Genomic DNA, 24,542 nt, shown 5'->3' on the forward strand with positions numbered 1-24,542 from the left:
CTCAATTCTTTATGTAATGTAATTGAAAATAGGAACCTAGAAAGCGATTCTTTTTACTGTGAAATGAATCGCTTTTTTGTATTCCTATAATAATAGTAAGTATATAAGCAAAAATTATTATTTCATGGATAATTTATCCTCTAAAGTGCATGAGGGGAGTTTTCTCCTGTGGTGTTCGTAGTAACATGATTATTATATATACGATAATAATATTTTGGCGTATGTATGCTAGTTACTCCTATATGGATATGTAATTTTACATATCCATATAAAAGACACATATGCGTCAATCACTATTAAATTATAGTAAAATCATTTTTGGATGAGGGATTCATATAGGATTTGGGGAATAAAAGGATTTTTATGTTTAATTATCATAGTATAATTATTTTACTTTATGAAATGAAATTTGGATTTAACTTTTTTAAATATAATATTTTATAATTTGAATAATAAATATCTGAAAAATCAAATTTAATCAAAGCGATTTTCTGGTTTACTTATGAAAAACATAGTGTTTAAAATGAGGGGGAAGTAAGGTCCTTATATTCTATCAAAAATAAATAAAAAACGAGATGTAATTACTTTTTTGAAAAAATCTCTATCCTCAAGTATATGTGAAGAAATCCTAACGTTAGGTTGTACAACATTTACGATTAAAACTGTAAAAAACAATAGTGAAGAGGTGTACGGAATGAAGAATAAAATTATGACAGGATTTTTAATAACATCAATCGTTACTGGAGCGACTATTCCTATCAATACTCTCGCAACGCCAATCGTTCAGGCAGAAACGAAACAAGAAAACATAGATATTTCCTCAGCATTACGAAAAATAGGTGCACACTCCAAATTAACACAAACCTTTATAGATGGAGCCTTAGCAAGTCCGAATGTGCAACTTGAAGAAGTTCCATCTTTAAATACAACTCAATTTCTAATTAAACAAGATATGAAAGAGTGGTCATCAGAACTATATCCAAAATTAATTCTACTAAATTCAAAAAGTAAAGGATTTGCAACCAAATTTAATAGCTATTATCCAACATTAAAAGGATTTGTAGATAATAAGGAAGATAAAGAAGGGTTTATAGATAGACTGGAAGTTCTTCAAGATATGACTATAACAAACAAAGAAAACGTGCAACGTCAGATTAATGAGTTAACAGATCTTAAACTACAGGTAGATAAGAAACTGAAAAATCTTGATACAGATGTGGTAAAAGCACAGAGTGTACTTAGTTCAGAGGGAACAGGAAAAATAGACAAGTTAAAAAATGAAATGCTAAATACAAAAAAATCAATTCAAAATGATTTAGAGCAAATAGCATTATTACCAGGAGCTTTAAATGAACAAGGGCTAAAGGTATTCCAAGAAATTTATAGCCTATCAAAAGATATCATTGAACCGGCTGCTCAAACAGCGGTAGTAGCGTATAACAAAGGAAAAGAAATAAATAATACTATTGTAGAAGCAGAGAAGAAAGCAGAGCAGGAAGCAACAGAAAAGGGAAAATCAGCTATAGAAATTGAAGCTGCCAAAAAAGAAGCACGTGAAGCGATAGAGAAAAGTAAAAAAGGTGAAATTGCTGCAGCTGCAGTTACAAAAACGAAAGAGTATGATCTTATGAAAGTGATTGATCCTGAAAAAATTAAAAAAACATATAGTACCTTTGCCGAAATTAATAAACTAACAGCAGAGCAAAGAGTATATTTAAATGATTTAGAGAAACAAAATCAGAAATTATATGACTTAACAACTAAATTAACAGTAGCAGATCTACAAAAATCAATGATTCTTTTCATGCAAAATGATTTGCATACATTTGCTAATCAAGTAGATGGAGAAATTGAGCTAATGAAACGTTATAAAGAGGATTTGAATCTAATAAATAATAGTATTACAAAATTATTGACTGAAGTTGATACTAGTAACACTCAGTCACAAAAAGATACATTAAGACGACTAAAAAATGTAACAAATCAACTCGAAGAACAAGTTCATAAATTTTAATATTAAGAATTTAGGTTTAATAAAAAGATAATAAATCAATTGAAAATAAGGAGGAGAATCAAATAATGAAATTTCCATTTAAGGTCATAACTTTGGCCACTTTAGCAACGGTTATAACTGCTACGAATGGTAGTACTATTCACGCACTTGCACAAGAACAGACAGCACAAGAACAGAAAATAGAAAATTATGCGTTAGGACCTGAAGGGTTAAAGAAAGTGTTGGCTAAAACAGGCTCTCATATTCTTGTAATGGATTTGTACGCAAAAACAATGATTAAGCAACCGAATGTAAATTTATCCAACATTGATTTAGGTTCAGGAGGGGGAGAATTAATCAAAAACATTCACCTGAATCAAGAACTGTCACGAATCAATGCAAATTACTGGCTAGATACAGCGAAGCCAAACATTCAAAAGACAGCACGTAATATTGTAAATTATGATGAACAATTTCAAAATTATTACGACACACTAGTAGATACTGTAAAAAAGAAAGATAAGGCGGGCCTCAAAGAAGGAATAGGGGATTTAATCGGTACAATTCATACAAATTCAAATGAAGTTACGGAAATTATTAAGATGTTAGAAGCTTTCAAAACAAAGTTGTATACAAATACTGTAGATTTTAAAAATAATGTTGGAGGTCCAGATGGACAAGGGGGATTAACGGCTATATTAGCGGGAAAACAAGCACTAGTCCCACAACTTCAGGCCGAAATTGAGAATTTACGTTCTACGCAGAAAGCACATTTTGATAATGTATTAGCCTGGTCAATTGGTGGTGGATTAGGAGCAACTATTTTAGTTATTGGAACGATTGCAGGAGCGGTAGTAATTGTTGTGACCGGTGGCACAGCGACACCAGCTGTTGTTGGTGGTCTAACAGCTCTAGGGGCAGCTGGTATCGGTTTAGGAACAGCAGCTGGTGTTGAGGCATCTAATCATATGAACTCCTATAATGAAATTTCGAATAAAATTGGAGAATTAAGTATGAAAGCTGATTTAGCTAACCAAGCAGTTATTTCACTTACTAATACAAAAGACACTTTAACATATTTGTATCAAACAGTTGATCAAGCAATTATGTCTCTAACAAGTATTCAGCAACAATGGAATACGATGGGAGCGAATTATAAAGATCTATATGATAATATCGACCAAATGCAAGAACATAAACTTTCTTTAATACCTGATGATTTAAAGGCTGCAAAACAAAGTTGGAATGATATTCATAAGGATGCAGAATTCATTTCAAAAGACATTGCTTTTAAACAAGAAAAAACAAATTAAAAATCAATATATATGTATAGGAGGAATTAAAATGAATAAAAACTTTCCTTATAAACTACTTGCTGTATCGACGTTTTTAACTCTGACAACAACTACTGTAGTTTCTCCAGTGGCAGCCTTCGCAAGTGAAAGTAAAATGGAACAAACTAGTACCGAAGATATATCTCTTTCGGTAAACAGCGAAAAGATGAAAAAAGCTTTGCAAGATGCTGGGGTATTTGCAAAATCCATGAATGATTACTCTTATTTGTTAATTAAAAACCCAGATGTTAACTTTGAAGGAATTGACATTAAAGGATATACAAATCTACCTAGTCAAATTCTACAAGATCAAAAGAATGCAAGAGAGCATGCTACGAAATGGGATTCACACATAAAAAAACAACTTTTAGATACACTGACGGGGATTGTAGAGTATGATACTAAATTCGACAATTATTATGACACATTAGTAGAAGCGATTAATGAAGGGGATGCAGACACATTAAAAGAAGGCATGACAGATTTACAAGGTGAGATTAAACAAAATCAAGCATATACACAGAATTTAATACAAGAACTAGCTAAGTTAAGAGATAGTATTGGAGAAGATGTCCGAGCATTTGCAGGTCATAAAGATATTTTGCATTCGATTCTGAAAAACCAAGCATCTGGAATTGATGAAGATGAAAAGCGCCTAAATGAAGTTTTAGAGCAAGTGAGACATTTTAAACAAGTAGAATCAGATGGAATAATAACTGTATCAATTCCCTCAATTCCTACGTGGATTACTGGTGGTGTAATGATAGGGGTAGCAAGAAATAATTTAGGTACGTTAGAGCCGTTGTTAGCACAATTACGTCAGACTATAGATTATAAAGTAACATTAAATCGTGTAGTTGGTGTTGCGTATAATAATATTAATGAAATGCACAATGCGATTGGATCGGCTATTAATGCGCTTACCTATATGTCTGCACAATGGCATGATTTAGATTCTCAATATTCGGGAGTGCTTAGTCATATTGATAAAGCATCCCAAAAAGCGGATCAAAATAAATTCAAATTCCTAAAACCTAATTTGAATGCAGCGAAAGATAGTTGGAAAACATTGAGAGCGGATGCGTTTACATTAAAAGAAGGGATAAAAACATTAAAAATGGATCCTGTTTCTTCAAAAAAATAGCGGAATACAGTATTTGTTGCAAGGGTATTTATACAGTTATAAAATGATTTTTTGTTCTTTATAAATTGAAAAGACGGAGGTATCATCAGGCCTGTGTCTTTTATTTTATTGAAATATTTTTATAATTCCATCCTATATGTAGAAAGTAGTTATACAAGTTTGAATTTTTAAGGGGAATGATTTTTATGAATTTTTCCATAAAACCTAATCTATGATTAGTGAGCTTTATATTCTTATTTTCCTAATTGAATACTTTTATACAATTAGATGGAAGTTAAGAATACTAAATCAAAACATAATAGGTTGTTATTGATGAGTTTATCGTAAAGTTGTTATTTTATGTGTCATCAAATAACATTTATAAACAATTAGAAATAAAGAAAAGGAGACTATTATGAGGAAAAATAGAGTATTAGATACAACATAAATAGCGTAAAAAATTTTTGGTGTAAAAACGTAATAAATAAAATAATAATCCTTAAATGTACTAAGGGAAAATGAGGGAGATAATATGGGGAATAACTCAAAATATAAAACTAGAAAAATACTTGCAGCTACTGCTACAGTAACTATGCTTACGACTGGAATGGTTTCTTCATCAGATGTCTTTGCAGAGGAAACAAAGCAGCAAAAAAAAATATCGACATCACTGCAAGAAGAAAAGTCAGTTAAATCAGAAAACAGAATATATACAGTCCCAGGAAAAGGGGATGTTGAGGTACTGAAACAACAGGAAAGAAAAAGTATGGCATTTAGTCCATATGAACCCACTGGTTTATATGCAAAGCCAAATGAACAAATAACGATTAATGTAGAAGGAAATCAAAATATTCAAGCATACATTGGAACGTATTCGTATGATGCTTCTTGGAGAGAAGATTCTAAAATAAAATCATTTACATTAAAACCTGGTATAAACACAATCCAATCTCCAAATGGGGGGATGATTTATTTTTATAATAAACAACAAGGTGGTACCATTCGAACAACAGTCACAACAGGTGGAACGACTACTCCTTTTTTTGAACTAGGAAAGCATACGAAACAAGATTTAATAAACATGCTGGACCAATATCCCAATGCACATGCAGTGGAGTTAAAAGGAGAACGTGTATTAATTACGGCCAGCCCTGCACGTGTTAAGAAATATTTGTTAGGTTCTAATACAGATCCTGTACAACTCTTAAAAAAGATGGATGAAGCTACTCGAATTCAAGACAAAGTAGCTGGTTTATCCGAGGAACAAGTAGATAAACATTATATTCATTACGTAGAAGAAAATCATTCTCCCGATTATTATATGTATGCAACTTCTTATCGAACCGCATATGTAGGAGATGCAATCCAATACGTGTTAGATATTAATAAATTTATAAAAGATGGCTGGGGTCCTTGGCATGAGGCAGGGCATTTGAGACAGCAATCACCTTGGAAGTTTTATAATATGACAGAAGTACAAAATAATATTTACAGCCTTTCTGTAGAAAAAGCATTTACATCTAATCAATCTTTTAGATTGCAACAGGAGGGCGCTTATACTAAGGCATTTCAATACTTAGAACAACCTAATAAAAATTATGAAGAAGTTAGTGATGTTTTTGTTAAGCTTGTTATGCTTTGGCAACTACAGTTAGCATATGGAGAGGACTTCTATCCTAAATTGCATCAATTGTATAGAGACATGTCTTCAAGTGAACTTCCACAAACTGATGAAAATAAAAAACAATTATTTATGATTTCGGCATCAAAAGTAGCCAAACAAAATTTGATACCTTTCTTTGAGAAGTGGGGATTGCGTCCAAATAACGATACCATTCAAAAAGTGGCTGCATTAGGATATCCAATTTTAACAGCAGAGATTTGGAAGGGTACGGATTCTAATCCAATTAAACCAGATGTGCCTAATGAAAATAATATTTTAGAAGGAAGCCAATTTGCATGGTCACTAAAAGGGATTAGTGATTTCGAATTTGCTAAAATCAATTTCAATAAGTCGACAGAAGAAATGCAAATTGACTTAAAAGCAGGCGTACCGCATCATTATTTTAATGAAACATATGCGAGTATTAAAGTGCAAAATGCATCAGGAAAAGTAGTATACAAGAAAGACATTTATGGAAACAAGCAACAAAATGCTGAATCGCAAAAAGTTCCAGTCAAAGTAGGCGATTATATTGAGTTAACACATCTAGAAGGTGTGCATAGAGCTACTTTCACAAATGTAGACAACAGTAAACAAGAAAGCTTTGGAAAAAAAGCAATGTATGAAGTCACAAAAGAAGGCTTGAAGAAAGTAGAAAAAATGCCAGAAGCAACAATTTTAGATGGAAATCAATTTGCATGGTCACTAAAAGGAATTAGTGATTTCGAGTTTGCTAAAATCAATTTCAATAAGTCGACAGAAGAAATGCAAGTTGACTTAAAAACAGGCGTACCACATCATTATTTTAATGAAACATATGCGAGTATTAAAGTACAAAATGCATCAGGGAAAGTAGTATACAAGAAAGACATTTATGGAAACAAACAACAAAATGCTGAATTGCAAAAAGTTCCAGTTAAAGTAGGCGATTATATTGAGTTAACACATTTAGAAGGTGTGCATAGAGCTACTTTCACAAATGTAGACAACAGTAAACAAGAGAGTTTTGGAAAAAAAGCAATGTACGAGGTTACAAAAGAAGGTCTGAAGAAAGTAGAAAAGATGCCAGAAGCAACGGTTTTAGACGGAAATCAATTTGGTTGGTCTTTAAAGGGATATAGTGATAGAGAAATCGCAAAAGTAGATTATAATAGGGTAACAGAGAAAATGCAGGTGAATTTAGAAGCAGGCGTACCACATTCTTATTTTAATAATACGTATGCAAGTATCAAAGTACAGAATTCATCCGGTAGTGTTGTGTACAATAAGGAAATAGTGGGAAATAGACAGCAAACTGCTGAAAGACAAACTGTGCCAGTCAAAGTGGGAGATTATATCGAGTTTACCCATATAGAAGGGGAAGCAGTAAAGGAAAAGACACGGGCTACACTTATTAACCTTGAGAATAATAAACAAGAATATATAGGTAAAAAAAGAACCTATCAAGTTACTTCTACGGGATTAAACAAAATAGATTAACATGAAGAACATTCAAATTATTAGTAAGATGCTAAATAGTCGTTCATTATGAACGGCTATTTGGCTTTTATTTATATAAAAGTGAAATATAATCCAATGTTTAATGATTTATCAGAAGTAAAAAGGTAGGTATTATATAAAAGAAAATGAATAATTTATGCAGAGCTTGTATACGGTATTATTATTTAACTATTCTAAAATCAATTGATAAAAACGCTGGAATGTTTTTTAGAAAACAACTGACTCCATAGGTGGAATTTGGAGGATTAATTCTATTTTGGAGTTTATTTTTATAAGGAAATTCACATACGTGGATTAGTATTAAGATTCAAAATGTAAAATATCTAAAGACCTAAGTACAAGCACACATTTTAAATAAAAAAAGTGAGAAGAATGAATAACATTCTTCTCACTTTTAGCAATTAGGGTCGGCATATACATAAATATGCGTTTGAGTGGAATTTTGGATGAAAAATCCACATGCATAGTATACCAAAATATTTAAGGCCCTTCGTATGCAATATTGCATACGAAGAGTAGGTGGATATAATAGTTAACTTACTTCTATTAAAAGTAAAATGTGTTTATATTAAAAAAGGTAAAATCCAATTAAAGCTGGTTAAGATCTTAATTCTTCATAGCTACCTAATTAATCAATTCTAGCTACTGAGTAGGAAAGAGTTAATTAATTTGAAAATGATTTGAGTAGGTAAATTCTCCGTTATACTTAATTACTGCAATATATGTCCCTTTAGTATATACATTTGTAATTGGTGTTCTCCAAATTTCTAACCCTTTAGGCGTAGTAATAAATTCTGGTTCAATTGTAATAAAGCGTTGTAAAGTACCGTCAGGGTGAACCTTGAAAATCTTCATTTTGGCACCAAAATGCGCTCTACCAAAACGTTGAGTTAAGTAGAAAGTATCTCCTGTTATGAGGTGTTCAATATTCCAGTCGGGTTGGTATGTACTATTTTCAGCTCCCTATAAATCAAAGGCTACGGGAAATATGGTAATAGCAATTCTCACATTATTGAGGGACTGGAAAAACAACAAAGACGTTCTCAAATGCATGTATAGATATTTATAACAAAGATTCAAAAAAGAATAGGTAATATAGCTATTGGAATAAGATTGTTTTTGTCTATCTCCTGAAAAGGAGGATGGACAAACCATACCAAAGAAACTTGCATTTCATTATCTATAGAAGTGTAATGTCATTAAAGTGAGATAGGATACAGGCTAATATTGAGAAATGTAAAGTTTGTAGAGTTTGAAACAAATTAAAGAAGTAACATAAGGGATTTACGCATATAGTAATGTCGACGGATAAAGTTAACGGAATATTCGTTTTAATAAGATAAAATAATAGTATTTTTATCTTATAATATTGTTACTACGATGAAATAAGGCTAATAATTAGTTAACTTAAAAATTAAATTCAGATAGGAAGAGGATAATGAAGACCAGAGATAATTATAAAATTATTGTGATTGGCGCTGGGACTGCAGGACTATCTTCTACTGCACATTTGTTACGAAATGTATCCCTATTGAAAGAAAGTATAGCTATTATCGATTCATCTAAAAAACATTACTTCCAACCACTATGGAGTTTAGTTGGGGGAGGAATTGTTTCAAAGGAATGTACGATGCGTGATCAAGAATCACTTATTCCAAAAGGAGCAACATGGATTCCAAAAAGTGTCGTTAAGTTGTTCCCAGATGAAAATAAGATACTTTTAGATGATGGAATGCTGCTTGAATATGAAATTCTTATTGTAGCAGCCGGTATACAAATAAATTGGGACGGTATTAAAGGCTTAAAGGAGTCTATTGGGACCAATGGGGTTTGTAGCAATTATTCTTATACATATGTTGATTCTACTTGGAGAGAAATCGAAAAATTCAAAGGAGGGAATGCGATTTTTACTCACCCCAATACTCCTATTAAATGTGGTGGTGCTCCACAAAAAATTATGTATTTAGCAGAAGAGTATTTTTGTAATAACGGTGTAAGAAACAGAAGTGAAGTAATGTTTTATTCTGCGAATGCTAACATATTTCAGGTACCGCGTTATGCTGAAACATTAGAACAAGTACTAGAAAGAAAGCAAATTATAACGAACTATAATAAAAACTTAGTAGAAATTATCGCTGAAAAGAGAGAAGCAATTTTTGAAGATACGCAAACACTGAAACGAGAAACAGTACCATATAGTATGATACATGTTGTTCCACCAATGGGGCCACCTAACTTTATTAAAGAAAGTGAGATAAGTGATCATCAGGGGTGGGTAGATATAAGTCCTTATACTTTGCAGCATGTAAAATATAAGAATATTTTTGGACTTGGAGATTGTACCAATTTACCTACATCTAAAACTGGAGCGGCAATTCGAAAACAAATACCTGTCTTAAAACAAAATATTTTGGACGTACTTAATGGAAGAGACTTGCAGGCTAATTATGATGGGTATACATCCTGTCCGATTGTTACAGGATATAAAAGTCTTATACTCGCTGAATTTAACTATGAACATGAGCCTCAAGAAACGTTTCCATTTAATCAAGCGAAAGAACGGTATAGTATGTTTTTACTTAAAAGGTATATGTTGCCCTATATGTATTGGAATTTAATGTTGAAAGGGATTCTATAAGGAAAGATAGAGAGTTGTTGTAACAACCGAGAAGTAATTTGAAATAAGCATTTGGAGGGAATAGCTATGCTTTTAAAATATTTTTATGATGAAAAATTAGCTCATGCTTCCTATTTAGTTGGTTGTCAGAAGGAAGGCGTAGCAATTGTTATTGATCCCAGCCGCTATATAGAACAATATATAGAATTTGCTAAGAAAGAGGGAATGGAAGTAATTGCTGCGGCTGAGACTCATATTCATGCAGATTTTCTATCTGGGTCTAGAGAACTTTCCCTTCTTTTTAATGCAAATTTATATGTATCAGATGAAGGAGATAGTGATTGGAAATATCAAAATCTTAACGAGGGTCGATACAATTTGGTTAGAGAGGGAACAGAGTTTAAGGTTGGTCATATAAAATTCAATGTCATTCATACCCCAGGGCATACGCCTGAAAGTATTTCCTTTTTAGTAACCGATACAAGTCAAAATAATTATATGAATGATAAACCGATAGGAATATTCACAGGTGATTTTATATTTGTAGGAGATATAGGTAGACCCGATTTATTAGAAATTGCTGTTGGTATTAAAGATACCGCAAAAATAGGAGCGAAACAATTATTTGATTCTATACAAAAAATAAAATTACTCCCTGATTATTTGCAAATATGGCCATCACATGGTGCAGGAAGTGCATGTGGAAAAGCATTAGGAGCAATTCCAACTTCCACATTAGGTTATGAAAAGATGTTTAATTGGGCGTTTCAATGTAATGATGAAGATAATTTTATATCGAATTTATTGACGGGACAGCCAGAGCCTCCAAAGTATTTTCCATTAATGAAGCATTTAAATAAGTATGGTCCACCAACTCGTAAGAAGAGAGAGATTACTGCTATTTATATAATAGAAGAACTTCAAGAAGTGATGAGGGGTGTTCAGCAAATAGTTGATATAAGGGATGTAGAGTGTTTTGCTGCTGGCCACATCGAGAAGTCAATTAACATACCTTATAACAATTCTTTCACAACTTGGTGTGGGGGGATATTAGATTATAAAAAAGAAACTTTAATAATTTTAGATGCGGAAAATGTTAAAGTGGAGGAAGTTATTAGAGACTTTGAGTCCATTGGCTTAGATAATATTATTGCTTTTGCACCTTCAAAGGTAATTCAAAGATTCCATAGTTTAGAGATTTATAAGGAAAAAACATCAAATGAATTATATCCGTTAATAAAAGATGGAAGTGTAAAGGTTATCGATGTGCGTAGTAAAAAAGAGTGGGATGAAGGACATCTTCATGATGCAATACATATCACTTTAGGTAATCTACTTGAACGGCTAGATGATGTACCGAAAAATTGTCCAATAGTTTTACAATGTCGAACGGGGTTACGTTCCGCTATAGCAGCTAGCATTTTACAAAAAGCTGATATAAAGAAAGTAGTTAATTTAAAGGGAGGATTTCTTACGTGGAAAAAAGAAGGGCTCCCCTATACAACATGTAATCAAGAAATTTGAAATATATCAAAAGAGTCAAATGGAAAGAAAATAGAATCATTTGAAATAATCTAAGGGGATAAATAATAAAATTCAATTACTATCAGTATGGGATATATAAACTAAAAATGATTTATTAAAGCCGCATTAAACGATAAAATTAAGCACAAATATGCTGATGTGTATCTATTCTATCAAAGTACATAAAACTAAAACTAAGATATTCGAACGAACTCAAAAAGCCGAAACCCCTTAACTTAGGAATTTCGGCTTTGATAATGGTATCTGGCATGTTTACTGCAATAGAGTTATAAGTTCTTAAATTCCTTAAATTAGAAACTTGTACTTGATTACCGTAGTTAAATTGTTGCCCTTTTAAAAGAACTGGTTAGAGAAAAAAGAAAAATCTATTGGTTAGCATTTAACCGAAAGATTTTTCTTTGAATTAGCGTCTTTTATATCATAATTATTGAGGAAGGGAAATTCGACTGAGAAATGCTGTCAAATAAAAGAATAGGCTAATCTAATTTCTAATGGTCCCTGTATCTTTTATTTTGACGTGTGTCTTTACATTTATTTTAGCCTCTGCTAACGCTTGCAACCAATTTCCTTTTACTTTTTTCCACTCGTTATATTGAAAAGCTCTAGCATATAACGATAATCCGATAGGATCAATTTTATTCTTTTGTAATTCATACAACATATTTTGTAATTTCTTATTAATTTCTTTTTGAACCTCATTTTCTAAATTATGTATGTTTTTTTTATTATCATAATGCTCCTTAATTAAATGTACGTTAGTTTTTTCTATTACAGCTACATTAGCGTTTATATCGAAATTAAATACAAACTTTCCTTTTTGAAAATTAACATCTATTTTCCTAGTCGCATTCTGTATTAATATAGAAGTGTTTGGTTTTTGGCTGGATTTTTTAGGTGGAAGCACAAGGTGTAGTATCATCCGGCCTTTATTTTTGGGCTTATTTAAAAGATTGAAGAACTTAACATTTTTTTTAGGGATACGGCTTAAATATTTACCTTGTCGATCTAAAAGTGCAATTCCTACCGTGTCGATTTCATTCTTTGTTTTTTTTATAACTGGAACAGCTTGTGTCATTCCTTCTTCATTTTTTTCTCTCATTAATTGTTGAATCGTGGAAGAAACGGATTGATTATTTTGAATGGAGGATTCGATTACACTACTTATGTAAGATGGTAGTGATGGTTTATCGGGCTTATTAATTGTGAAAATTTCTTCTACAGGTCCATCAACAAGTACTACTTTAGCATTAATGGTAGCGTAAGGATCACGGTAAGAAGAATCAAGCTCCTGCATCCAATTTGCTTCTTGGGCCAATTTTTTCCCAATTAAAATGATTTCAGCTTTTGAGGCTGTCATATAGCCCGTTAACTTCGTATCTATTTTACTGAATCCATTATATACAGTGGATGCCCGCGCCCATTGCTCTATAGTACTTCTTTGCTGTTTATGATGAAAGAGTGGTATGCTTGTGCCCACTTTTATGTCTCCATTAGAAGTTCTATCTAAGGCGATTAACAGGATTAATGAAACCTGTTCAAGAGGGATTTTTTGACTACAACCGATTAAACATACACAACAAGTTACAATCCATATCCATTTTCGAATCAAAGTTGTTTCCTCCTAGTTAACCAAGTGAAAAGAATGCTGTATGCGAAAAAAAAGATTGGTAATAGAATAAAAAAAATGATATTTAAGATATCCATAAGAGAATATATAAACAAATATTGATCCACGTCGGGATTTAGAAAAATAAATAAGCCGACTATTAAAAACATAAAACTAACGAGCACCCAATTGCGAGCATTTTTTTGAAATAAAATGGTCACAGATTCAAAACTGAAAAATAAATACGGATATATTGTAGTAGAAAATACAATCAAATAGTAAGCGATATATATAATTTCTAATCGTTCTATGAATGAAAAACGAACCCCTTTTAACAAATGAAATACTGGCCAAATTACGTCTTTTATCCCCTCCGGACTAAAGTATATATAAGAAAGAATAGTCACATATAGATAGAAAAACATGGTTCCAGTATTCGCTATTAGTATTCCTTTTATGGCTTTTTGTTTTTTTTGTAAGAACGGATAAATAAAATATGCAATTTCTAAGCCCGCATAAGGAGTAATGGTTTCTTTTGTTGCCTTTACAATAGGGTATAAGCCATCTTTAAAAATAGGTAGTAGGTGTAAAGGATTGTAGTTACTCTTTAGTGAAAAAAGAAGAAATAGTGGCATCCAAGTAGTGAAGAAGAAAACAAGCATAGAATAACTAGTAAGAGCCCTTATCCCACTCAATGATAAAATAATAAAAGGCAATAGTAATAATATGGCGATTTGATAAGCAGGAGTGGAAGGGAATATCCACACTTTTATAATGTCAGTTGCCTTTAATAAAGTATTAAAACCAGCAAAAAATAGATAAAAGGCATATAAAAGAAGAAAAATTGTTCCTAGCCATTTACCAAAGTATGTTTTTAAAATCTGTGAGAAATTTTTGCTAGGACTTTTTTGTAACATTAATACAATAAATACGCCAATTATAGAAGTAACCATCCATCCCAGAATGATAGAAATCCAGCCATCTGTGCCAGTGGTAGTAGCAAGTGGGCTTGGCATAATTAACATACCTGATGCAAGTTGCAGTGAATGGATGAAAACAATAAATTCAAATAAAGTTATGTTTTGAAATTTAAGATTCCCCATGCGAACCACCTTCTTTTTTCTTTTTTTGTTCCGACTGTCCTGTACTCGAGCGGGTGGTGATCATGGAAATAGGAAATCTTACAAAAGAATCTTTTAACTCTTGGAGACGAAATGGTGCAATTGGCAATCCATATGGTGAATCATAGGAAGTTAATGAAACAAAATGAGCAAATAAGAGCATTAATCCACTAACAATACCTACAATCCCATAAAAATAGGCTAATAACATCATTGGAAAACGAATAAGCCGAATACAACTTGATAAATCATAATTAGAAACAATAAATGATGCAATGGCGGTAATAGATACGATAATAACCATAACGTTACTCACAAGACCAGCTTGAACAGCCGCCTGCCCAATTACAATCCCTCCAACAATTCCAATTGTTTGTCCAATTGGTTGTGGTAAGCGAATACCAGCTTCACGTAGCATTTCTAGTGTGATTTCCATTATAAAAGCTTCCAATAAAGGAGAGAATGGGACTTTAACTCTTGACGTTGCAATAGAAGTGTATAGATCTAAAGGAATGATTTCAAAGTGAAAAGAGACTATAGCAATATAAATTGCGGGTAAAAAAATAGCTATAATAAATCCTGCAAATCGTAATAAACGAAAAAATGATGCAATGAGCCAATGTATATTATAATCATCTGGAGTCTGAAAAAATCCAATTAAATTCATTGGGACAATCATCGCACCAGGAGATCTATCAATTAACACTGCTACTTTTCCATCAAGTATATGATTAGAAATGGCATCTGGGCGTTCACTTAAATAAGCCTGTGGAAAAGGAGTCCAATTTTGATCCTTTGTAAAATTAGATAGTTCTCCAATGCTCAATACCGCATCCGTTTTAATTTTACAGATTCTAGTTTCTATTTCTTGGACCACATCTTCGTTTGCTACATCCCCTAAGTAAATTAGATAGACTAAAGAAGTGGCGCGTTCTCCAATTGTCATTTTTTTAATTTTCAATTCAGTAGAAGGAATATATCGACGAATTAAGCCTATGTTTTTTGTGGCATTCTCAATAAACCCATCATGTGAGCCTTTAATAGTAACTTCTGAAATGGGTTCTTGAATCGCTCTTTCTGCCCAGCCTTTTGTATTTATTAGAAGGGACCTCTTTTCTCCTTCCATAAACAGTACACATTGTCCCTCAAGTAATCCTTCTTTAATTTCATTCCACGTATATACTATTTTGGTATGAGTAGCAATAATATTAGAATTAAATATTTGACTGTCTTCATTCACTTCTTGTAATAATGGTGTAACAACATTTCCTTTTAATGCAACACCATCTGTAAGGCCTTCAAAATAATATAGTAAAATATTCGTGTTTGTTTTTAATTGCAAAGGATGTTCAATCAAATCTGCACTAATATCAAAGATGTTATCTAATGTATTTTTAAGTTCTTTTAAGTTACTTGTTTGGATTTTTTCAATGGTTTTATCTGTCTTTGTTTCTAGGGTCTTTTCATTTAAGGACAAAATTGACACCTCTTTAATATATAACGATTAGTTGTAGTTATTATTTTTATATGTTTGAATTTTATTCACTAATTTAAACGGATTGAGACCAAGAATAACTAAAATTGAAGTACTATATTATAAATTCAATAATTGAGAGTAAAAAAGTAGATGTAATTTGTGTAGAAATCTAAGTATCAAGATAGAAGTGAAATTTGAATGATTATAATAAAAAAGAACCCTTGATAGGTTCTTTTTAATAGTTGGTAAATATGTTGTCAACAATAGATGGCGATAAAGGTAGTAATTTAGATGTCTTTATGTTACTCAGCTGAATTTTGTAGGAAGAATTATTTTTTCATACCTCAATGCTCAATAAAAAAGGACATTTCATTTATTTGGGTGTTTTAGTGTATTTGAATTTTGCACGCTAACAAATTTTGTTTAGGGACAAAATGTGAAGTTTTATTCTGAAATAACAGAAAGTTAATGCGGCAAAATTCCTATTGGTAATTTGGATAGGTATCAAATATTTCTTTGGCCTTATTTTCTTGATATGACCGTACGTTTATATGTTTCTAAGGGAAAGAAATATTTTCATTTTTATTACCATCTATTGTTTGATTAAGATGGTAACATGAAAATAAAACGTTTACAACCAGAAAATAAAGAAAAAATATTAAAATGCGACTTTTTTCGACAAATATTCCTATAAAACGTTTTGTAGGAATTAGTAATAATAGCTTAATATATTAAAGTGAAATTCAATGAATAAGAGTCCAAAGGCATGAATTTAAATGATAAAGTTATAATTTTCTTTTTTGAACTGTAAGTGTTTTACAAGTATAGTTAAACTTTAATCCAACTAGCATTTCTTCCTTTTGTCACTAGCTTAATATGGCCAAACAATTGCAAGGAATTTAAAGCCTTACTGATTGTACTCTCTGCTATGTCTGGATATGTGTTACGAATACACTCCTTAGTAAAGGGTTGTTTTTGTTTAAGGATAAAATCCTGAATTCTCTCCACTTTAGTATGCTTACATATAGAATCTAGAACTGTATTATGAAGATCTTTGTACGCCTCTAATATAATAGTTAAAAACGTTTTTAACCAAAAGCTACTATTATGTTCCTCGCAGTACCAATTTACCGAAGATTTATAAATCGAATTGTAATATTCAGATTCATTTTTCTTAATGTATTTATCCAGACATACATATTTTACAAATGTATTTCCACTCTTAATTAATAGCAATTGCATTAACATAAGTGCCAATCTGCCGTTACCCTGATTAAAAGGGACTATGCAATAAAAATTAAATATAAAACGAGCTATTAATAAAAGTGAATGATGGCCCTTACTAGAATTTAATGAGTTATATTGATCACATAATTGTTCCATTACTTGTGGAATAAGCTCATGTGGAAGAATGCGGTAACTATTTAAGTGCATTCCGTTTTCAGGAATACCTGGAATAGTAAACGGTTTTTCGCGCCATTTGGCACTGTCAGAGGTAATGTAATGTATTAATTGAAAATGTAATTCCTGTATAGTCTCTGGATTGATTAATAAATCACAGGAATTCTTATGTACAAAAGTAAGTGTTTGATAAAAACAAAAGATAGCATCTTCCGAAATATTTTGAGGTACTATATCATCTAAAATAAGTTCTTTTAATCTTTTATTTGGGACTTTTATATCTTCATAGGTAGTAGTAAAGTTTTTTATGTAATGAAGTGGTATGGTTTTTTCTAAGCTAGTAAATATATCAGGATTTTGTTCCTGATAAGCAGCTAATTTTCCTTTTAATTCACTAATTTCACTGATTATATTTAATAGTCTCCTTTTTAATTCAATATTTTTATACCTGTCATCGAAAAAATTTCTCATTTTTATTCCCCCTGTAACCCCTTAACATGCTGTTACATAAATCTTTCCATTCTAAAGATAGTTTACAACATTATTTTGAAATAACAATATATTTATTTAGATTTTGAACTTATTTTAGAATCAAAATTGTTATTTAAATTTGATTAACGAGTTAGAACTTATGATTAATCATGTTTGAATAAAGAATGAATATACACAGATAGAAAATATAGTTTGACGTAAATTCCTTTTTATGAATTTACGAGATGAAAATATAATTTTAGAATTATTATTAGTGTAGTTTGCTGTATTATTGCTGGGAATTTACTAGAAAGTAACTAATTTTCACAAATAAAATAAAGAAATCTTAAAGAGGAATCAATAGGATCTAATTTGAATAGGCATAATCCTAACACTAAATGTGCAAATGTACAATAATTAAATGAAAAAAATATGAAAATATCGACTTTTTTCGACAAAATAAATTAAATAGAAAAACAATCTAATGTAAGAAAATTGTTGCTTTAGATGGTCTCTGCATTTCATAAATTAATATTGAAGGAATTATCAAATGATTTTTACGAGTAATAAAAGAGTAGATATATAAATTAAATTGTGACAATTATAAAGTTAGTATTCTCCATTTTCATTATTTAATTTAACAAATTTAATAATATTAAGGTGACTTTTCTATATTTAATATAAGTATTTGATGGGGTATGCTCATAAAAAGTGTCATTTTCTATATATCCATGTAGCATTTAGCGCTTGTATTGCGAAATATTTTGACATAAGTTAATTTAAATATTAGGTACAGAAACATTTTAAGGAAAAGAGTCAGTATAAAAGTACCCTGAAAAACGTTTCACCCTAAAAACGTTTTTCCTCAAGAGATTTTCAGGAGCACTAAAGTTTTTTAATTTGTTTCTGTGCCTTATTAGATAAAAATAATATAATAAGTTGTTTAGAAAAGGTGAAAAAATTTTCGAACTCATATCACTAACTCCGTATGGTCTAGTTAAAGTAGGAATTTAAAGAAAAGGGCTAGCTCTAGTTATAATTAGTGCAGTTAATAGGGGGGGCTACTCAAACTTTTTTGTTAGATTTAGTAAGAATAATTATAAACAAGTTAATTCAGTATAAAAAATGTAATGTTACACAATTGACGAAGCTTTTAAAAATTCCGCAATTCACTGTTTCCCAACATTTATCGAAAATGAGGGGTAAGGTGCTAAAGGCTGAAAAAAGGGTTTAGAGATGTACTATTATATTACTAATCTAAAGGCGAGTCAGATTGTTGGAATTTTAGGTTTGTAAATAAACAAAACTTCACATATTTCATTATAAGTAAAACGCAGAATAATCCCCCACAAATACGTGGGGGATTTCTTTTATGAAAATAATATCAGTCTTTTTGAGGAGTGACACGATGGTCACCATGAACACTATAAGAAGGGCAAGAATGTCACCATGTTCTAATGTGCTAATAAAAGAAAAATTTTGAAAGTGCTAAAACGCTTCATATTTCTCAATATAATTTATGTCGCAAAAATCTTTTAATTTCATCAAAAGCTAAGTGACGATGACCAGTCTGACAATGTTGTTCACCACCAGTTTTCTTAGTGAAAACTACAGAAGTGATGGAGGCTGCATTACATAGCTCCGATTTGATTTGCGGTAATCGGCTAATTGGAACGTACTGATCGTCTTCACCAGCCAGGAGCAATACTTCTTGATTTATGAACTGACCGATTCCTGCCATCGTATGTTTTTCAAAGTTTTTAAGTAAGTTAAATGGCGTTTTTTCACCTGTATTTTCCATACCTTTTTTAACTTTCCAGTTCAGGTCGATGCTGGTGGCCATCATTTGTTTAAACATGGTATTAATTTTGTCAGCTTCATTAGTAGCCAGAAGCGTGGTCAATTTATTCCAGATATTATCCGGAATGCGCATCTTGAGTGCATCAAGGCCACTATAAAAAATATTAAAGGCGATGACTTTGTCGATTCGTTTTTCAAAAGCGGCGGCACGCATTGCCAAGTAGCCGCCCCAAGAAGCTCCGAGAATACTAACACGGTCAAGTTTGAAATAGTCAATGACTGTGGAAACGGGCTTCTCCCAGTTGTGGATGAATTTTAAGCCGTTTTTCAGTGCTGTTCCTTGTCCAGGTCCATCAAAAACTATAATATTATAATTGATTCCTATGAGGTAGTTCATCATCTTCATCATTTCCTCCATGTAGGAATCGTAGCCTCCAAAGAAAAGTAGTGTATTACATGCGCCTGGTGTCATGAATTTGATTGCAGGAAGATAGGAATCTTCATAAGGAATTTGATAGGTTTCATACTCAAAGTCATGAAAGCCCTTATAAAAAGTTTCACGGTATTTTTGGTACACTTTTTCTTTTTTGGGATCGGATGATTCCATATAAAACTCGGCAGCCTGATAATAAACCGAAGCTAGATCGAAGTCTTTCTGATGCTCCCGCATTGCTGCATATTCTATCCAAGTGTTATACCAGCTGTCCGTGTCTGTAAGTCTTGGGATAATGGCTTGCAAATCCTGATTTGCCCGCTCATCGTCTTGATAGAAATCGTTGAAAAAACGGTTAATTTGCAAATTGAACTGTTCGTTGTTTACATACTGTTTAAACATAAAATCCCTCCTTATATTTGACTACAAGGTAAGGATAAGAGAAGTATATTAAAGAAACAACAAGCAGGAAAGGGTAAGAAGTACGAAATCGAACCATAAGGATATAAATGGTTTGATAAGCAACTTTGGGAAGGGGATTGATTATTAATGGGAGAGGATGTTCGCGTTTATAAAACGAAGAAAAATATTTCTAATACACTTATTACCCTCTTGAACGAAAAAGAGTTTGGACGAATTACAACTAAAGATATTTGCATACATGCTATGGTGAGTAAGTCCACATTTTACAGCCATTTTGCAGATAAATATGATCTTTTGGAAAAATTAGTGCAAAATTATGTCTGCTGGTTCAAGGAAGAAATTGAATTTCGTTTCGCATTAATAGAGAATGGAAATGTGGCTCAAGCTATTAATATGATAACCGATAAGATCTCAGCGCGAAAAAAAGAGGTTGCAACTTTACTCCATGTACGTGTTCCCTCAGCGGATTTACGTTTAGAATTAGAATCCATTTTATATAATGCCTGCTATTCCTATTTGAAAGAGCAGCAGGTTGAAGTAAGTGTGCCGATTGACTTTGTAGCTCAGTTGTATACAGCAAACGCAATGGTGTCAATCAATTGGTCGCTGAGCAACGATAAAAATCCAGATGTGGTTGAACTAATCGATAATATGCAGGGATATGTTTTTGATCTGATTTTGTCAGGTGGCGAGAGAATGTAATAAATCATGAAACCTGCTTAATAATGTAGTTATCGTGTGGGGTGTGGGTGTAAAAAATTAAGTAATCGATATTTGGATTTTTTGTGAATCTTTATTGGTTTTTTATAAACTCTTTACTACATAATGTTACAAAATAGAATTAATTTGCTTAATTTAGCCCCATATCAGGTTAATAAATAAACTAAATGTGTTTATGTTATTGAACTATTAATATATTAGTAGGTGATTTGTTCGTTTATCCCTATATTGCTATTATATTAGCATAAACAATATATTGGGGGGACAAGTATGAATTTGAAATTAACATTTAAGTTAGAAAGATTAAGAAAAATTAAAAAAGGAATTGGTGCTTGTGTTTTAGCTGCAGGGGTGACGGCAATTACAATGATTCCTCAAAGTGCATATGCACATGGGTTTGTTGAAAAGCCGAGTAGTCGTGCTGCTTTATGTAGTCAGAATTATGGAGCATTAAATTTAAATTGTGGAAATGTAATGTACGAACCTCAAAGTCTAGAAGCACCTAAAGGATTCCCAGATGGTGGACCGATTGATGGGAAAATCGCTTCGGCAGGAGAACTGTTTGGAGGGATTCTTGACCAACAAACATCAAATCGCTGGTTCAAAAACACAATAAAGGGGGGAGTAAATACATTTACATGGAAATACACAGCGGCACATTCTACAAGTAAATGGCATTATTACATTACCAAAAAGGGATGGGATCCTAATAAACCATTAACACGTGCTGAATTAGAACCAATTGGAACTGTGAAACATGACGGTTCGGCAGCATCAAATAATTTAACACATACAATTAATGTACCAACTGATCGCAATGGTTATCATGTTATTTTAGCTGTATGGGATGTAGCAGATACGTCAAATGCGTTTTATAATGTAATTGATGTAAATTTAGTAAATAATGAAGCTCCCGATACAGTAGCTCCAAGTCAACCAACTGGATTAAATGCGTCTAAGGTTTCTGCCAATAGTGTTGAACTAACATGGAAGGCCTCAAATGATAATATAGGCGTAAAAGAATATCAAGTGTTACGTAATGGAGAAGTAATTGGTACGGTACTAGGTACAACTTTTATTGATAAAAAACTAAAAGCAAATACGGAATATACCTATACAATAAAGGCATTAGACGCTGCTGGAAACATATCAAAAGAAAGTGAAAAAATAAAGGTTAAGACAACAAATGAAACTCCAGATAAAGAGGCTCCGACTCAACCAAAAGGATTACATAGTATGGGTACAACAGCGACAACTGTTGATTTGATGTGGAGTGCGTCTGAAGATAATGTAGGTGTTGATCATTATGTTGTATATAGAGAAAGCACTGGGGTTATGAATAAAATTGGGACAGCGGATAATACATCCTTTATGGATAAAGATTTAAAAACTAATACATCGTATAAATATGTAGTGACGGCGGTTGATTTAGCTGGAAATGAGTCTAGTAGAAGTGATGTTTTAACTGTAGCAACAAAACTAGAGGACTCTACTTATGAAAAATGGGATGCAAGAAAAGCATACAATAAAGGTGATAAGGTAGTACATGAGGGAAAAGTGTATGAAGCGATTCAAAGTTATCAAGGGAACGGCGATCCAAATTGGATTTTTGCACTATCGCTTTGGAAGCCAGTTTTAAATAAATGATCAGTGGAAAAGGGTAGTTATCACTTATTCTATGTGCAATACCGGAACAGGGGTGCAATTTTTACTCTTCATCCCAATATATACGAAATGAAATTATTAAAGAACCCCAATGGTATTCCATCAAAAAGGAATTCCATTGGGATTCTTTATTTTTTAATTTGTAATAGCGTATATTTTCACTGTAAATTTGTTAGTGGCACCAAGTGGGCTTGCAATATAATATTTAGTATTCGTATAAGCTTCAGTCCTAGATCCATGTGAAATATTTTTCCAACGAGTAGAATCTGTACCTAGGGAAACGTCAATCATTACATTGAAAGAGATAGAAGAAGGATGATCTTTTTCTGAAGGCTCAATAATCCATTTTAATTCCTTAGTACCTACAGGTAAACTATCAATTTTAAAGTTTTGACTGGATCGATTTTGTTGTCCGGATAAAGGGCTAGATTCGGATGAAATTTGCGAAATTAATATTTCTTTTTCATTCGCATGTATACCATTTAATTTAATGATACTATCAATTAAACCTGGACCAGGAAAATCAGCTGCGATAATACCAGAATGTTTAATTCCACCTTGTTGCAAGAGTTCGGTCCCAAGTGTATTCATTCCACCATAAAATACTTGACCATTTATATCACGAGGGAAATCTTCCCACGCATTAGTTGTAGCTTTTTGAATCATCTTGGGGTTACTATCAGTATTTCTGCTCCCTTTACCACTTGCAACAAACCAAGGATAAACATTATTTAATAATGCAGCAGCACCACCTGTGCCACTAAAATGGTTAAGATAGATTTTATCATTGTTAAAATTATTATTTGCATTTTGAAGGTGGGTTCTCACCGCATTCCATTTTTCATACATTCCGTCTGGTCCGTTTTCAATTTCAAATGTATCTTGTATATTTAAGCTATCGTAATTAATACCATATTGCTGAGAGGCTGTAAAGTTTTGTAAGATTACAATTTTCCCTCGGATGTCTCCTAGAGTAGGGTTATTTCTTTTTGAAGTTGGTACAGAACTCGGATCCCAAAAATAGGAAGAATTAAGGTCTTTGTATTTATTAAGTATTTCCTCGAATGATAGTGAGCCACTTTCAGGAGTAGTTTCTTCTTTTAAGCGCATTAAAATTGTTTCTGTAGGATGATCTTTTAAAAATTGAATTGCCTCTTTTAATACATCTTCAAACATTGCTTTTTGATTTACAATCCCATGGTACATTGCAAAAGAATCTTTTACACGTTTAACACGCATATCTACATATCGAATTCCGGAATTTAATTGTTGTGGTAGACTCATAGTTTGATTTCTTGTCAAATTTTCATCAAGAAAACTTGCTCCATGTAAAGCCATTGTACCGTGAGTCCCTGGAATAGATATTTCACTCAATTTTGTTGAATCTGCTACTTTCGACATCCATGCTGGGTTTTGATAGCCTATATTGGATTCATAGGAATAACCTGGATGACTATCAGCAAAAATAGTAGATGGTGTACTTAAACTTGCTAGTGTGAAACAAGTAAGGATACTAATTTTAAAAAAATTCCTCATTTTTATTTTGTTCATTTTATCTCTCCTGACTTTTAAACAATAGATATAATAAAACAAGATGATTTTTTACTACATCTATTGTTTTCATTCTTAAAGTAATGAATTTTTGTGTTT

At 32.0% G+C, this 24,542-nt stretch carries 15 protein-coding genes and 2 pseudogenes; 9 read left to right on the forward strand and 8 right to left on the reverse strand.

All coding sequences use genetic code 11. The features are described from left to right. Position 1 precedes the first annotated feature (1 nt). Positions 2-91: pseudogene (locus MKY70_RS13020) on the reverse strand (undecaprenyl-diphosphatase); the annotation flags it as partial. A gap of 603 nt (positions 92-694) precedes the next feature. Between MKY70_RS13020 and hblC the strand changes: the two are divergent. The 4 genes from hblC to MKY70_RS13040 all read left to right on the forward strand — a co-directional run bounded on the left by hblC (position 695) and on the right by MKY70_RS13040 (position 7,592). Then, positions 695-2,014 (forward strand): hemolysin BL lytic component L2, encoded by a 1,320-nt coding sequence (hblC, locus tag MKY70_RS13025; RefSeq protein WP_176280950.1) that lies wholly within the window; start codon positions 695-697, stop codon positions 2,012-2,014. A gap of 62 nt (positions 2,015-2,076) precedes the next feature. Continuing rightward, positions 2,077-3,306, forward strand: a complete 1,230-nt coding sequence (hblD, locus tag MKY70_RS13030) for a hemolysin BL lytic component L1 (RefSeq protein ID WP_176280954.1) — start codon at positions 2,077-2,079, stop codon at positions 3,304-3,306. A 31-nt stretch (positions 3,307-3,337) separates the two neighbouring features. Next, positions 3,338-4,471, forward strand: a complete 1,134-nt coding sequence (gene hblA, locus MKY70_RS13035) for a hemolysin BL binding component B (RefSeq protein WP_088034811.1) — start codon at positions 3,338-3,340, stop codon at positions 4,469-4,471. 511 nt (positions 4,472-4,982) lie between these two features. After that, positions 4,983-7,592 carry a putative mucin/carbohydrate-binding domain-containing protein gene (locus MKY70_RS13040; protein ID WP_341024523.1) on the forward strand — a complete coding sequence of 870 codons (2,610 nt, stop codon included), beginning with the start codon at positions 4,983-4,985 and terminating at the stop codon, positions 7,590-7,592. Positions 7,593-8,273: 681 nt separating this feature from the next. Here the strand turns inward: MKY70_RS13040 and MKY70_RS13045 are convergent. Beyond that, positions 8,274-8,540, reverse strand: a complete 267-nt coding sequence (locus tag MKY70_RS13045) for a DUF5065 family protein (protein ID WP_087944691.1) — start codon at positions 8,538-8,540, stop codon at positions 8,274-8,276. A gap of 511 nt (positions 8,541-9,051) precedes the next feature. On the opposite strand from MKY70_RS13045, the gene MKY70_RS13050 reads away from it, so the two are divergent. Further along, positions 9,052-10,251, forward strand: a complete 1,200-nt coding sequence (locus MKY70_RS13050; protein WP_016101977.1) for an NAD(P)/FAD-dependent oxidoreductase — start codon at positions 9,052-9,054, stop codon at positions 10,249-10,251. 66 nt (positions 10,252-10,317) lie between these two features. Next, positions 10,318-11,754: an MBL fold metallo-hydrolase gene (locus MKY70_RS13055; RefSeq protein WP_341024524.1), complete on the forward strand. Its 1,437-nt coding sequence runs from the start codon at positions 10,318-10,320 to the stop codon at positions 11,752-11,754. Positions 11,755-12,256: 502 nt separating this feature from the next. Here MKY70_RS13055 and MKY70_RS13060 read toward each other — a convergent pair. The 4 genes from MKY70_RS13060 to MKY70_RS13075 form a co-directional block, all read right to left on the reverse strand. Next, the gene (locus MKY70_RS13060) at positions 12,257-13,384 is read right to left on the reverse strand and encodes a Ger(x)C family spore germination protein (RefSeq protein WP_088034818.1); all 1,128 of its coding nucleotides are present in this window, start codon (positions 13,382-13,384) and stop codon (positions 12,257-12,259) included. After that, positions 13,381-14,484 carry a GerAB/ArcD/ProY family transporter gene (locus tag MKY70_RS13065; protein WP_341024527.1) on the reverse strand — a complete coding sequence of 368 codons (1,104 nt, stop codon included), beginning with the start codon at positions 14,482-14,484 and terminating at the stop codon, positions 13,381-13,383. Before MKY70_RS13065 ends, MKY70_RS13060 begins: the two co-directional genes overlap by 4 nt. Next, positions 14,471-15,979, reverse strand: a complete 1,509-nt coding sequence (locus MKY70_RS13070) for a spore germination protein (RefSeq protein WP_341024528.1) — start codon at positions 15,977-15,979, stop codon at positions 14,471-14,473. The genes MKY70_RS13065 and MKY70_RS13070 overlap by 14 nt, the downstream gene beginning before the upstream one ends. 828 nt (positions 15,980-16,807) lie before the next feature. Beyond that, entirely contained in the window at positions 16,808-17,851 is a 1,044-nt protein-coding gene (locus MKY70_RS13075; RefSeq protein WP_016091364.1) for a Fic family protein, read from the reverse strand. A 1,075-nt stretch (positions 17,852-18,926) separates the two neighbouring features. On the opposite strand from MKY70_RS13075, the pseudogene MKY70_RS13080 reads away from it, so the two are divergent. Next, positions 18,927-19,147, forward strand: a pseudogene (locus MKY70_RS13080) (helix-turn-helix domain-containing protein). Between the two features lie 211 nt (positions 19,148-19,358). Here MKY70_RS13080 and MKY70_RS13085 read toward each other — a convergent pair. Further along, on the reverse strand, positions 19,359-20,486 hold the full coding sequence (locus MKY70_RS13085) for an alpha/beta fold hydrolase (protein WP_341024531.1): 1,128 nt from the start codon (positions 20,484-20,486) through the stop codon (positions 19,359-19,361). Positions 20,487-20,633: 147 nt separating this feature from the next. On the opposite strand from MKY70_RS13085, the gene MKY70_RS13090 reads away from it, so the two are divergent. Together MKY70_RS13090 and MKY70_RS13095 are read left to right on the forward strand one after the other, a co-directional pair. Further along, positions 20,634-21,209 (forward strand): TetR/AcrR family transcriptional regulator, encoded by a 576-nt coding sequence (locus MKY70_RS13090; protein ID WP_002085457.1) that lies wholly within the window; start codon positions 20,634-20,636, stop codon positions 21,207-21,209. Positions 21,210-21,497: 288 nt separating this feature from the next. Beyond that, positions 21,498-22,874, forward strand: coding sequence for a lytic polysaccharide monooxygenase (locus tag MKY70_RS13095; protein ID WP_341024533.1), 1,377 nt, complete (start codon positions 21,498-21,500; stop codon positions 22,872-22,874). 153 nt (positions 22,875-23,027) lie between these two features. Here the strand turns inward: MKY70_RS13095 and MKY70_RS13100 are convergent, their stop codons facing one another. Further along, on the reverse strand, positions 23,028-24,443 hold the full coding sequence (locus tag MKY70_RS13100) for a phosphatidylinositol-specific phospholipase C (RefSeq protein WP_341024534.1): 1,416 nt from the start codon (positions 24,441-24,443) through the stop codon (positions 23,028-23,030). Positions 24,444-24,542 lie beyond the last annotated feature (99 nt).

It is taken from the genome of Bacillus sp. FSL R9-9492, assembly GCF_038007365.1.
GTDB classification, from domain to species: Bacteria; Bacillota; Bacilli; order Bacillales; family Bacillaceae_G; genus Bacillus_A; species Bacillus_A mycoides.

What these genes read in the sequence shown, in the direction of transcription:
- hblC (WP_176280950.1), top strand. Translation starts at nt 695, where the DNA reads ATGAAGAATAAAATTATGACAGGATTTTTAATAACATCAATCGTTACT.
- hblA (WP_088034811.1), top strand. Translation starts at nt 3,338, where the DNA reads ATGAATAAAAACTTTCCTTATAAACTACTTGCTGTATCGACGTTTTTA.
- MKY70_RS13040 (WP_341024523.1), top strand. Translation starts at nt 4,983, where the DNA reads ATGGGGAATAACTCAAAATATAAAACTAGAAAAATACTTGCAGCTACT.
- MKY70_RS13050 (WP_016101977.1), top strand. Translation starts at nt 9,052, where the DNA reads ATGAAGACCAGAGATAATTATAAAATTATTGTGATTGGCGCTGGGACT.
- MKY70_RS13055 (WP_341024524.1), top strand. Translation starts at nt 10,318, where the DNA reads ATGCTTTTAAAATATTTTTATGATGAAAAATTAGCTCATGCTTCCTAT.
- MKY70_RS13065 (WP_341024527.1), bottom strand. Translation starts at nt 14,484, where the DNA reads ATGGGGAATCTTAAATTTCAAAACATAACTTTATTTGAATTTATTGTT.
- MKY70_RS13075 (WP_016091364.1), bottom strand. Translation starts at nt 17,851, where the DNA reads ATGAGAAATTTTTTCGATGACAGGTATAAAAATATTGAATTAAAAAGG.
- MKY70_RS13085 (WP_341024531.1), bottom strand. Translation starts at nt 20,486, where the DNA reads ATGTTTAAACAGTATGTAAACAACGAACAGTTCAATTTGCAAATTAAC.
- MKY70_RS13090 (WP_002085457.1), top strand. Translation starts at nt 20,634, where the DNA reads ATGGGAGAGGATGTTCGCGTTTATAAAACGAAGAAAAATATTTCTAAT.
- MKY70_RS13095 (WP_341024533.1), top strand. Translation starts at nt 21,498, where the DNA reads ATGAATTTGAAATTAACATTTAAGTTAGAAAGATTAAGAAAAATTAAA.
- MKY70_RS13100 (WP_341024534.1), bottom strand. Translation starts at nt 24,443, where the DNA reads ATGAACAAAATAAAAATGAGGAATTTTTTTAAAATTAGTATCCTTACT.